General features: G+C 44.3%; 7 protein-coding genes and 1 pseudogene. 4 read left to right on the top strand and 4 right to left on the bottom strand.

Annotated features, from left to right (window positions below):
- Positions 1-204: 204 nt before the first annotated feature.
- Positions 205-1,272 (bottom strand): polysaccharide pyruvyl transferase CsaB, encoded by a 1,068-nt coding sequence (gene csaB, locus H6G03_RS03735; protein ID WP_190462204.1) that lies wholly within the window; start codon positions 1,270-1,272, stop codon positions 205-207.
- Between the two features lie 282 nt (positions 1,273-1,554).
- Here csaB and H6G03_RS03730 point away from each other — a divergent pair, with 282 nt between their 5' ends.
- From H6G03_RS03730 to H6G03_RS03715, 4 genes are all read left to right on the top strand, one after another.
- On the top strand, positions 1,555-1,746 hold the full coding sequence (locus H6G03_RS03730) for a DUF1816 domain-containing protein (RefSeq protein WP_190462201.1): 192 nt from the start codon (positions 1,555-1,557) through the stop codon (positions 1,744-1,746).
- 168 nt (positions 1,747-1,914) lie between these two features.
- The gene (locus tag H6G03_RS03725; RefSeq protein ID WP_190462199.1) at positions 1,915-2,223 is read left to right on the top strand and encodes a DUF2499 domain-containing protein; all 309 of its coding nucleotides are present in this window, start codon (positions 1,915-1,917) and stop codon (positions 2,221-2,223) included.
- 26 nt (positions 2,224-2,249) lie between these two features.
- Positions 2,250-2,552, top strand: coding sequence for a DUF3593 domain-containing protein (locus H6G03_RS03720; RefSeq protein WP_190462326.1), 303 nt, complete (start codon positions 2,250-2,252; stop codon positions 2,550-2,552).
- 260 nt (positions 2,553-2,812) lie between these two features.
- Positions 2,813-4,798 (top strand): protein kinase domain-containing protein, encoded by a 1,986-nt coding sequence (locus H6G03_RS03715; RefSeq protein WP_190462198.1) that lies wholly within the window; start codon positions 2,813-2,815, stop codon positions 4,796-4,798.
- Between the two features lie 305 nt (positions 4,799-5,103).
- Here H6G03_RS03715 and dnaE read toward each other — a convergent pair.
- The 3 genes and pseudogenes from dnaE to gatA form a co-directional block, all read right to left on the bottom strand.
- Positions 5,104-9,726, bottom strand: a pseudogene (gene dnaE, locus H6G03_RS03710) (DNA polymerase III subunit alpha); the annotation flags it as partial.
- Positions 9,727-9,734: 8 nt separating this feature from the next.
- Entirely contained in the window at positions 9,735-10,610 is an 876-nt protein-coding gene (locus H6G03_RS03705) for an alpha/beta hydrolase (protein WP_190462193.1), read from the bottom strand.
- A 178-nt stretch (positions 10,611-10,788) separates the two neighbouring features.
- Positions 10,789-12,249: an Asp-tRNA(Asn)/Glu-tRNA(Gln) amidotransferase subunit GatA gene (gatA, locus tag H6G03_RS03700; protein WP_190462192.1), complete on the bottom strand. Its 1,461-nt coding sequence runs from the start codon at positions 12,247-12,249 to the stop codon at positions 10,789-10,791.
- Positions 12,250-12,400 lie beyond the last annotated feature (151 nt).

Here is a 12,400-nt window from a genome sequence, read left to right as displayed (position 1 = left end):
TTATTTTTTTAGCAAATTTTTGCCCAATCTGTCAAGTGCCGCGATTTCGTCGGATAAATGAGAATTTATCGCAATTATTTGGTTGCCTTTGCTCTGAACGATCGCAACACAAATTTAAACTATAAATCTAAATACAAATAAATAATAGTATTTACTTATCAAAAAGGCCAACCGACGCTTTCGACTTTTGACTTTTGTCTTCCCCTAACCCCTATCCCCTAACCCCTCACTTAAAGCTTGATGTAACAAATCGCGATGAATCAGCGATCGGTCTACCAAAGATTGAATGCGAGCGGGCGATAAAGCATCGCCATTAGCGTAACATTCCAACCAACTTTGACAAATTAAATTTGGGTCATCCGGGATGCGATCTAAATCCCAACCAGGCATTTCCAATTCGGCCATCAATTGACTGACTTTAGGGTCGTAGCTGAGCGCAAAACAACGACATTCTTCTGCTGCTGCCATAATTAAACTGTGCAAGCGCATCCCGATCGCCATTTCCACGCCCCGAAACAAGCCTTTCAATTGCCTGGGATCTTCCAAACTAATAATATGACTGGCATCAGACATTTGCGATTGAATTGATTGAGCGATCGCCAAATCTTGAGATTTCTGAAACGGCACTAACAAAATACAAGTTTGAGTTGCCTTTTGAAAGTTAACCAAAGCACGAGTTAAGCTATCGAGTCGGGCAGGAGTTAGCTGAGGATGCGATCGCAACGTCACCGCCACTCTGGGTGCAGGTAAATCCCAAAGACCTTTCACGGGTATAGCATCCAGCGCCCATACTGGATCGGGAGCCAGCCAACAGGGAATTTGCCAATTTAATAGTAAAGCGGCTGAAGCTCGATCGCGCACGCTCACTGCCGAGCAACCGGCAAACACACGCTGGGCGATCGCACGGGTCAGATGGCGTTGCAAAGGCCCGACACCTTGCGCCCAGGCAACTGTTTTCAAGCCCAGCTGCTGGGCTAATCCCATTAACCCACCATAATAAAACGGGCTGGCGGCGCTGGTTGCATCTTGCATGAGACTGCCTCCGCCCCAAATCAGCACATCCGCTCGGCGTAAAGCTTGCCAAATTTGGGCCGGTGCCATGCGATCGCAGCTTTCCACCTTATAGCGATTCCGTGTCTGTTTTGGGTTGCCAGAAAGTACCACGGGCGTTACGTGAGAAGGCAACATTTGCAGCAGCGAGGCTAATAAGGCTTCGTCGCCCCCGTTGCCTTTACCGTAGTAGCCGCACAAAACCGCCCGCATCTTTCCCATAATTTTTTACTCAAATGTATTCTCGTTATCAGTTTTTCGTTTCTAGTTGAGGCATAATTGTGGAGATGATATCATATTTTTCTAACCATTCTGCAAAAAACTATCAGTTTTTCTCATAGCTCGCAGAGTTGCAGAAGTAGAAAAATGGGTAAATTGCAGAGTTAGAAGCTGTTTTCGCTAATTTGTTATAAGCGCAAAATATAGAAGTTTAAATCAGCCCCAGGTTTTGACGAAAAATCAAAAAGATTCCATAATATCGATTTAAAAAAGGGAAGGTAGTAAATGTTTTGGTGGCTGGAGATTATTACCAAAGATCCATACTGTATCTACTATTTTGGGCCTTTCGATAGTTTAAAAGAAGCTCAAGAAGAACAGCCAGGTTACATAGAAGACTTGAAACAGGAGGGCGTAGGAGAAATTTATGCCCAAATTAAATTATCCGATCCAGTAGAATTAACTATTTGCCAGGATTGAGCGCTACCAATATTAAAAAATTGTTTTGGTAGCGCGACAGGAAAATGGGATGGAAAGTTAGTCGCGATCGCTACTGGCGATATTGTCTTGGCAAACATCGGATTCACAAATAAAAAGATAAAGCCACAAGCGTTATATGATTGAGGATGTCTGTTTTATAAGATCGTTGTGCACGCGCTTTCAATACCGACCTGGATTATACATATTTCGAGCGTTATCGAGTGGATAGCGGCTATCTGGTTAATTTGGACTTACGGTGAAGTCAGCGGTAACCGAGCGTGGTGGGCTTTGTCCATCGCCATGCTGCCAGCGTTAATCAGCGCTATGTGTGCCTGTACTTGGCACTTTTTCGATAACCCGCCATCGTTTGAGTGGCTCGTCACCATGCAAGCTACCATGACAGTGGTGGGTAACTTTACCCTTTTAGCGGCGGGTTGGTGGATTTGGCGTTCTGCAAAAGGGAAGGCGCAATCGTGATATCTCCTTCATGGTTTACATTTCACATTTCCAAAGATGCCCTGTTTGCCCTATCTCTGTTTCCTTACTTGGGTTTCTTGTGGTTCATCACTCGTTCCGGAAAAATGCCGCGTTTAGCCTTGATCGGTTTTTACATGACGTTGGTGTTTGTGGGGGTCACCATACCGGCTGGGATTTACGCCAAAATAGCGTATGAAAAGTCTTTAGCCAATGTGGATTGGCTGCACGGGGGCGCAGAATTTTTCTTGACGCTCTCAAATATTCTGGTTGTGCTAGGCTTCAGACAGGCGGTAATCGAGAGCAAGCGATCGCCCAAACAGAATATTTAGCTGCCTGGGGAACTGCCGTACTGCGCTCTGGCAAAATATGGCTTCCCTGAAAATCAAATCAACAACAACAGCGAATGCAGTTTGCGATCGCGCATCACCTGCACCTTCGGTTAGATTTTAGTTTATCAAATTTAACTAACGAGAGCCGCACAATTTCATCCCTAACCCTCCCAGCGAAAGCGACGCAACAGGCAAGACTCCTGATTGAGGAAGAAAATAAAAGTGAAGCGTGCCTCTCCCCAATTAATCCGTAACTAATTATGAATTGTTGTTTAAATCCCAGCTGCCAGCAGCCCCTAAATCCTAAAGGTACTAAGTTCTGCCAAAGTTGCGGGGCAAAAATAGAGCCTCTGTTGCGAAATCGCTATCGCGTCGTCCGACCGATCGGTCAGGGAGGATTTGGCAAAACCTATCTAGCGGTAGATGAAGATAGGCTGCAAACGAGCTGCGTGATTAAACAATTTTCGCCGCAAGCGCAAGGAACGAAATCGTTAGAAAAAGCGATCGCACTTTTCAATCAAGAAGCAGTGCGACTGCACCAACTGGGAGAACATCCCCAAATTCCCACCCTGCTAGCCTACTTCGAGCATGATAAAAGGCTGTATCTGGTACAGCAATTTATCGAAGGCAAAAATTTATTTCAAGAATTGCAAGGACAAGGAGCGTTTGGGGAAGATAAGATTCGGGAAATATTGCTGGATATTCTGCCAATTCTCAAGTTTATCCACTCTCGTCAAGTAATTCACCGGGATATCACGCCCACGAATATCATTCGCCGCAGCATCGATGGCAAATTAGTGCTGATCGATTTCGGCATCGCCAAGCAAATGACGGAAAGCGAAACACCTCAACCGGGAACGAGAATCGGTACGGAAGGATACGCACCCCTAGAACAGCTGCGAAACGGTCAAGTCTATCCCGCCAGCGACATCTACAGTTTGGGCGCAACCTGCATATTTCTGATGACCCAAACTAAACCGGACAATCTCTACAATCCTCTGGACGGTCGCTGGATATGGAGAGAACATTTGCTCAAAAAAGGAAGGGTAGTAAGCGATCGCTTGAGTCAGGTTTTGGATAAAATGCTGCAAGATTTGGTCAGCCAACGCTACCAATCGGCAGATGAAGTTCTCAAAGACCTTAATTCTCCAACCTCCCAAGCTTCCGTGTCGCCTGGGATCTCCAAACAACCGGCAAAAGTTACACCGCCGCCAATTTCCAAACAACCTACTTCCAGACCGATTGCTCCTAATTATAGTACCTCGCGCCCACCCCTTTCGCAACCGCCCATTTCTAAACGTTTTACTGCGGCGACTCCGGCGTCGGGATTGTCTGCTGTTTCTAAGTCTTCCAGTAAGTATTGGCGATGCGTAAAAACTCTTGTGGGACATTCATCCTGGGTGATGTGCGTGGCGATGGGTCCCTTTAAGCAACTTGTGGCGAGCGGTAGTTTAGACGATACAATTAAAATCTGGAATCTGCAAACTGGTGAATTGCGACAAACACTCACCGGACATAGCAAGGGAGTTAATGCCCTCGCCATCGATCCGGATGGCAAAATTATCGTCAGTTGCAGCGATGACGACAGAGTGAAGATTTGGGATATTCAAACTGGCAAACAGCTGCACACTTTAACGGAACACAATCGGGATGTAACTTCGATCGCCATCAGTCCGGACGGACAAACTCTCATTAGCGGTAGCGAAGACAGGACGGTCAAAGTTTGGAAATTGCAAACAGGCGCACCAGTCCGCACTCTCTTGGGGCCAGCCGGGATGATTCAGTCGCTCGCGATCGCTCCCAATACGCCTATAGTAGCCACAGGTGGCCTTGACAATCAAATCAAGCTGTGGAATTATGCTACGGGTGAATTCCTCCGCACTCTCAACGGACATTTGAACTCAGTACATTCCGTTGCTTTTACCCCGGATGCGAAAACCTTGGTCAGCGCCAGTAAGGACAAAACAATCAAGCTGTGGAATGTGGCGAAAGGACAAATCATTCGCACTCTTGCCGATCATTCAGGGGCTGTTAATTCTGTTATCGTTACTCCCGATGGACAATATATCATTAGCGGTAGTAGCGATAAAACGATCAAAATTTGGAATTTGACTACTGGAGAACTGCTCGATACGATAGAAGAGCATACCAACCCGGTTAACTCTTTGGCAATCAGTTTTGACGGACTGATTATGGCCAGCGGCAGTTGGGATAACACAATCAAAATTTGGCAAAGGGTGGGTTAAAAATTAATTTTTAATTGTTTGGTAGAGGCAGAAAATCCGTGGTTTTTGAGGCGAGAGACAAGACCTTCGGGATCTTGCAAGCGATATTTTTCTCCGAATCTAATTACCTGACGGCTGTGTTCTCCCGCCAGAATAGCGATGACGGGAATTTTTTCTGCCTCTGCGCCATGATTGTATTCTCCAAAAATTGCTTGCAAGTGTTTGAGTTTTTGTTCGTCGCTAATTTGTTGTAAAGTTAATTCTAGCATCACGACAGGTTCCGGATCGTTTTCGATCGGTAGGATTTGTTCGGAAACTGCTAGATGTTCGGCTTCAATAGGCGTGACTTCTTCGACAATGATTTGATTGCGATCCCGATCTTCTGGCTTTTCTATTTTACAGCGCAGAATGACTGGCGTATCTGTAACAAGCGATGACTGAACAACTTCATAAGTTTTGGGAAAAACGACCGCTTCCCCTTTACCAGTGAGGTCTTCCAGTAGTAGTATTGCCATACGTTCGCCGCTTTTTTTAGTCAATAGCTGTTTAACTTCTGTCAGCATCACAATGGCGCTGATGGGTTTTCTCGATCGCCAATCCTCCACTTGATTGAGATAAATCAATTCGATTCCCTGCTGCTTCGCAAATCTTTCCGCATATTTAAGCGGATGATCGGAAACATAAAAACCCAGTAATTCTTTTTCGTATTGCAACTTTTCTTTCACTGGGAAATCGTTTACCTGCGGCGCTTTGGGTGCGGGACTTCTCACCGATTCCAGATCGAAAAGTGTGGGTTGTTCCGAGGTATCTTTGCTTTTCTGCGCCCAACTTACTACTAAAGGGAGATGTGCGATTAATTGTTGGCGATTGGGATTTAGCTTATCAAAAGCACCGCACCTGATCAGGGATTCCAAAGCGCGGCTATTGACGGTGTGCAAGTTAATGCGATCGCACAAATCTGCCAAATCCTTAAACTCGCCGCCTTCTTCTCGCGCTGCCAAAATGTTTGCGATCGCATTCGCCCCCACATTTTTCACAGCCGACAAACCAAATAATATTTTACCATTAGACGGCGTAAAAGTCACATCAGAACGATTAATATCCGGCCCTTCTACCGTAATTCCCAACTCCTGAGAATTAGCGATATATTTTTTCACCTTATCTTGGTCATCGCTGTTATGAGTCAGCAACGCCGCCATATATTCCGCCTTAAAATTTGCCTTTAAATAAGCAGTTTGATAGGTGACATAGGCATAGGCAGTTGAATGAGATTTATTGAAGCAATATTCAGCGAACAAAACCATTTGATCGAATAGCGATTCAGCTAGTTGCCTTTTAATTCCATTCTTTGTCGAGCCTTCAATAAAAGTCTCTCTTTGCTTCTGCATTTCATCAGCTTTCTTTTTACCCATGCAGTTGTGTGCGATAAAATCGTTGGCGATAAAATTATGATTTTTCGGAATAGTAAGATCGAATACTTCTTCCTTGCCAGCGTATTGAATCGAAACAATTTCATCCCAAAATACTTCCGAATCTGCGATCGTTCTCAACTCCGAGTGCTGGAAACCGATCGCAAAATTGCGAACTCGATGACGAGATAAACTTCTAGTTGGAGTTTTCTGGAAATTCAAACCAGAAGACATTGCTCCTTTTGTTGCTCCCACAGCACAGTCAATTTCCTCCCAAGTCATGCCACTAGCTTTTTTAGCGTTGGCAATTAGCGTAATAACTTCGGGTGGAATTGTATGCTTAGATTGATTGGCTAGCTTATCTTTTACAATCAAATAACAAGCTTGTGCTTTTTGGCGTTTATAGCTACTGAGATAGGGTTGAATCAATTCGCAAAACTTCAGCATATCCTCACGTCCTGTGATTTGCGCTCGATAAGAAACGTGAGGCTTACCTTGATAGGTGATTCTTTTAACGTCAAACAAAGCAACAATACCCAAACGCAGTAATAAGTGTTGAATTTGTCTGACTAAAATTTTTGATGTTGATGTGTAATCTGTATGACCGATCGCAGTATCAAAACTGCCGTCAGTTGACCACAAAGTTGCCAAAAAAAGCTGTAACTGATTCTTGGATAAAGAGAAAACCCAGCCAGGAATTTCTTTATCCCTTGAATGAGCGCGTTTTATGTGGTTGTCTACCCAGTGATTAAAAGCCGAAACAAAACCAATCCGGGCGTAAGTTACAGACTTGCGACCCAAATGGAATTGAGTATCCAACGGTGCGGGTGAGCCAAATAATTCTTCCGCACAATTATTAAAATCAGCAATCAATTCCGGATCGCTATTGCAGAAATAGCTACTAGAAGGTTGTCTAGTAGAAAGATGTCCATCGCCAATTAAATACGCAGTCAGCTTGATTTGAGCATCTGAAATTTCTGAGGTGTGAGTAATGGGAATTGTCTTTGTCAAAGCTATGCGATCGCCTACTTTGAAATTATTGAGAGGTTTCCATCCCAAAAGCGTATAGAAAAGGTGATCGTCTGTCGCTTTGATTTGACGGTTAGTTTTAGTAGTAATCTCCCAGACATCCCGCACGCCGTTATTATGAATTTCAATAATCGGTTGTTGAGTAATTTTCTGAGTTGTCAAATCGAGGGAAAAGACTTTCCGCCCTAACCAATACTCAGGTTTGGCAGCTATCTCACTTAAAGTAACCAAATCGCCAGTTGCCGCATCAATTATTTTTGTCGATCCACTTAAACAGCGGCGCAATATATCGGCTTGTCCCAAAGAATAGCCTGCCAAATCTTGAGCAACTTTCATGATTTGCTCTTGATAAACAAGCACGCCATAAGTTTCTTCGAGAATAGGTTCTAATAGCGGATGTTCGTAAACAATTGCTTCTCGACCGTGTTTGCGATCGATAAATTTGGGAATCAGTCCCGCATCCAATGGCCCCGGACGATAAAGAGCTAGAATTGAAGAAATATCTTCTATACTCGATGGCTTCAAGTCTTTAACTACCTGACGCATCCCGGAAGATTCCAACTGAAATATTCCTTCTAAATCCCCTCTTTCCAAAACCTGATAAGTAGTTTTAAACTCACTACCAGGCTTCTTAACCTCCCCCTTTGATAAAATTTCATGATTTTTTCTTTCGTCTAGCGTGATAGCATCGGGGTCGATTTTAATTTTGCGGTTTTTCTGAATTAATTCCAAAGTCTTTTGGATTGTAGTCAAGTTCTTTAAACCCAAGAAATCCATTTTTAACAAACCCAGCGATTCTAACTCTTCCATAGAATACTGGGTAATCACAGCGCCGTCGTTATTCAGCTGTAGCGGGACAACCTCATCTAAAGGTTCGGCTGAAATGACAATTCCCGCCGCATGGACACCAAAAGTTTTGTTTGTACCTTCAATGCGAATTGCCATATCCACCCACTGGCGAAAAGTGAATTCGCTAACATTCCCATTCCGGTCTTTCGGCTTAACTAGATCATTTTCATAAGCCGCTTTAAAACTCGGTTCCGGCGTTTTATCGGAAATCATCACCGCCAGTTTTTCCGGTTTACCTCGCGATACGGGAATTAATTTAGCCATTTTGTCAGATTCGCCATAGTCAATATTCAAAACTCTGGCGACATCTTTCAAAACAGCCTTAGAAGTCATGCGGTTAAAAGTGATTATTTGGGCTACCTTATCTTTGCCATACCTGTCTGTAACATAGTCAATTACTTCATCTCGCCTTTCCACACAAAAATCCGTATCTATATCAGGCATGGATTTGCGTTCCGGATTCAAGAAGCGCTCGAATAATAAGCCGTGATGCACCGGGTCAATATTAGTAATTCGCAAAGCATAAGCAACTAGAGAACCGGCGGCGCTTCCTCTTCCTGGCCCAACTGGAATACCTTTGCTTCTGGCAAAATTGATATAATCCCAAACAACTAAAAAGTAGGTAGAAAATCCCATCTGTTCAATCATTTTCAGCTCGTACATCAATCGTTTTGCGTATACGGGCTTGACATCGCTACGGGCTTTAACTTGGAGGCGTTCTAGCAGTCCTTCCCAAGCTTTGTCCTGTACGTAGGTGTCTGGTGTGTGGTCTTTGGGAACCGGATAATTGGGAAGGCGCGGTTCCCCCATAATATGGTAAAAATCGACTTTTTCTGCTACTTCTAATGTATTGGCGATCGCATCTGCAATTACATCATCCGGCAAATGATCTCGAAACAGATGTTTCATCTCGTCTGCTGATTTGAGATATTCCGTTCCGCTATATCGCAGCTTGCGATTTTCATCTGCAAAAAGATCCCCAGTATTAATACATAACAGTGCGTCGTGCGCTTCTACATCCGAGCAAGATGTAAAATGGGAATCGTTTGTCGCGACAATTTTAATATCGAGTTCTTTGCCAATTTTGACCAGTTCGACATTAACCATGCGGTCTTCTATATAACCGTGGTCTTGAATTTCTAAATAATAATCATCGCCAAAAGTTTGTTTGTACCATTTGGCGCAATCGCGTGCTTCTTGCAGCTTGTTTTGCAGAATCATCTGGGGGACTTCACCCGCACGACATCCGCTGGTAACAATCAAACCCTCGCGGTATTGCACTAGCAGTTCTTTGTTAATACAAGGACGGGCAAATATACCTTTCCCTTGTATACCTTTGAGATGAGAAATTGTTGTTAATTTTACTAAGTTTTTGTAACCTTGAGTATTTTTAGCTAAAACAATTTGATGATATTTTTTTCTACCTCGTTCGTTCTTTTCGATATCGCCTTCGACGACATACATTTCATTGCCGACAATTGGCTTAATTGTTTTACCGCGACAAAGTTTAATTAGCTCAACTGCACCATACATAACCCCGTGATCTGTAAGTGCGATCGCAGGCATATTTAACTGCATCGCTCGCTCTACCAGATCGTTTAGCTGACTCGCTCCATCCAGTAGGCTATAATCGCTGTGAGTGTGCAAACCAACAAAAGACATAGGAGTTTTTATTTATTAATTGAATGTGTAGCTAATCGAACAAAATTTTGTACAGTTTGGAGATATTCGACGCCAGCAATACTGGCGACATTATTATGTCCCGCATCGGGAACGAGGAAAAGGCGTTTGGGTGACGGGGCGGCGGCAAACAGCATTTTACTCATGCCATAGGGAATCTCGGTATCTAGCATACCATGAATAAAGAGGACTGGCATTTTGAGCGAACGCACCTTACTAATAGAGTCAAACCGCTGGTGTAAAATGATATCTGCCGGAAACAATTGAAAAACAGGTCTTTCGTTCACCATATTCCGCATTGAGGTGAACGAACTTTCCACAATTAAACCCGCCGCCTCTGGATGTTTAGCTGCTAAATCGATTGCGATCGCACCTCCCAGAGAATGACCGTAAATAAAAATATCTTTTGCTGAAATCTGTCTTTCTCCGGTTAAATAATGCCAAGCTGTTTCCGCATCTCGATAAACGCTTGCTTCCGTAGGAAAGTCACCTTCGCTGCGTCCGTAACCGCGATAATCTATTAGCAATACCGAAAAACCGAGTTGGTGAAACCGCATCGCATGGTTAACATTCGCTCCTATATTAATCCCATTCCCATGCAAATATAATACAGTTTGTTTTCCCTCTCCGGGAATCCACCAACCGTGAATGCGTTCCACTTTACCCGAACTACCTAATACTGGCAACCAAACATCCTCGAAACTCGCCAAACCTGCTGGTGTTATTTCAATTATAGAAGATGGGAAAAAGATAAAGCGATTCTGCCAAAAAACAAGATATATACAGGCAGATAAATATGCGATCGCTACCAACCCACCTACAATTTGTACTAACTTCAATAGAAATGTAATTGGCATTTTTGACATACAGATTAATTAGTAGGTAAGGTGGGCAATGCCCACCCTACTAAATATTAGTCATAGCTCCTTAACTCAGATCTTCTCAATAAGACCAGAGAAACCGGGTTTTTTCAGCAAAAATCTAGGCTTTCTAGTTTTCCTATTAGCAAGAAACCCGGTTTCTGACGCTGGTGCAAGATCTGAGTTAAAGCAAATGAGGTTTCCGACGATGCCAGGAAGTAGATTGCTCGTAGGCATAAGCCACATGAAACAGCTGATCTTCCCGCAACAGATTACCAATCAATTGCATACCGATCGGCAGTCCCTTTTCATCAAAACCGCACGGTACATTTAATCCGGGCAACCCAGCCAAATTCACCGGAATCGTCATCAAATCCGATAAATACATACTCAACGGATCTTCAGTTTTTTCACCAGCTTTAAACGCCGTTGTCGGGGCAGTCGGACAAACCAAAACATCAACTTTTTCAAAAGCACTCTCAAAGTCTTGTTTAATCAGAGTGCGAACTTTTTGCGCCTTCAGATAATAGGCATCGTAATATCCAGCCGATAAAGCATAAGTTCCCAACATGATCCGACGCTTAACTTCCGTGCCAAAACCAGCAGCGCGAGTCTGGGTATACATAGTTAGCAAATTATCGGCGTCTGTTGTCCGCAAACCATACTTCACCCCATCGTAACGAGCCAAATTAGCAGATGCTTCCGAGGGAGCAATAATATAGTAAGTAGGCAAACCGTAGCGGAAGCGCGGACAAGAAATAACGTGAATTTCCGCCCCTAATTCTTGGAGAACTTCGATCGCTTTCGTCACGGCTTTTTCCACTGCGGGATCTAAACCTTGACCGAAAGTTTCCGAGATCACCCCAACTCTGAGAACGCCTCTAGTTTTGAGATTGGGTTTGAGATTTTTGGCATAGTCGGGAATTTGCACGTTGAGGCTAGTAGAATCTTTGGGGTCGTAACCGGCGATCGCACCCAAAAAAATCGCCGTATCCTCCACCGTAGTACCGAACGGCCCAATTTGATCCAGCGAAGAAGCGTAAGCTACCAAACCGAAACGCGAAACCAACCCGTAAGTCGGTTTCAATCCCACCACACCGCAGAAAGACGCCGGTTGACGAATCGAACCCCCCGTATCCGAACCGAGAGAAACAAGACATTCTCCCCCCGCCACTGCCGCCGCCGAACCCCCAGAAGAACCTCCCGGTACTCGTTCCAAGTCCCACGGGTTAGCTGTGAGTTGATAGGCAGAAGTTTCCGTAGAACTGCCCATCGCGAACTCATCCATATTCGTTTTGCCCACCATCACCGCACCCGCATCCATTAGTTTCTGGGTAACGGTGGACTCGTAAGGCGGCACGAAATTTTCCAGAATTCGGGAACCGCAAGTAGTGCGAATCCCCTTGGTACACATATTGTCCTTAATGGCGATCGGAATGCCCGCCAGTAGCCCTATTTCCTCTCCGGCGGCGATTTTGGCATCCACCGCCATTGCCTGTTCTATGGCTCTATCTGCGGTTACGCACAAAAAACTGTGCAACTTGGGTTCTAGCGCCTCAATGCGTTCTAACGCTTCTTTCGTAATTTCTACAGCAGAGCGTTCTTTGCTAATGAGTTGTTGGTGCAACTCGCGGATGGATGCCATGCAGTTACCTCAAGACCTCGTTTTCACTTATAGCCCGGATCTCAAGTATAAAGTGACCGATCGCTGCTTATTCGCATATTCGGGTTTTTAATCTCATTACGAAGTATAAAAAATTTATGTACGGATCGATTGCGCCCGATTATATCGGGCG

This window comes from Aerosakkonema funiforme FACHB-1375 (genome assembly GCF_014696265.1).
GTDB lineage: Bacteria > Cyanobacteriota > Cyanobacteriia > Cyanobacteriales > Aerosakkonemataceae > Aerosakkonema > Aerosakkonema funiforme_A.
The sequence above is the reverse complement of the archived record's forward strand: the minus strand, read 5'-3'. Positions and strand labels throughout refer to the sequence as shown.

Bases quoted from the DNA above. Each gene is read 5' to 3' on its own strand.
- gatA (WP_190462192.1), bottom strand. From the start codon at position 12,249: ATGGCATCCATCCGCGAGTTGCACCAACAACTCATTAGCAAAGAACGC.
- csaB (WP_190462204.1), bottom strand. From the start codon at position 1,272: ATGGGAAAGATGCGGGCGGTTTTGTGCGGCTACTACGGTAAAGGCAAC.
- H6G03_RS03715 (WP_190462198.1), top strand. From the start codon at position 2,813: ATGAATTGTTGTTTAAATCCCAGCTGCCAGCAGCCCCTAAATCCTAAA.
- H6G03_RS03730 (WP_190462201.1), top strand. From the start codon at position 1,555: ATGTTTTGGTGGCTGGAGATTATTACCAAAGATCCATACTGTATCTAC.
- H6G03_RS03705 (WP_190462193.1), bottom strand. From the start codon at position 10,610: ATGTCAAAAATGCCAATTACATTTCTATTGAAGTTAGTACAAATTGTA.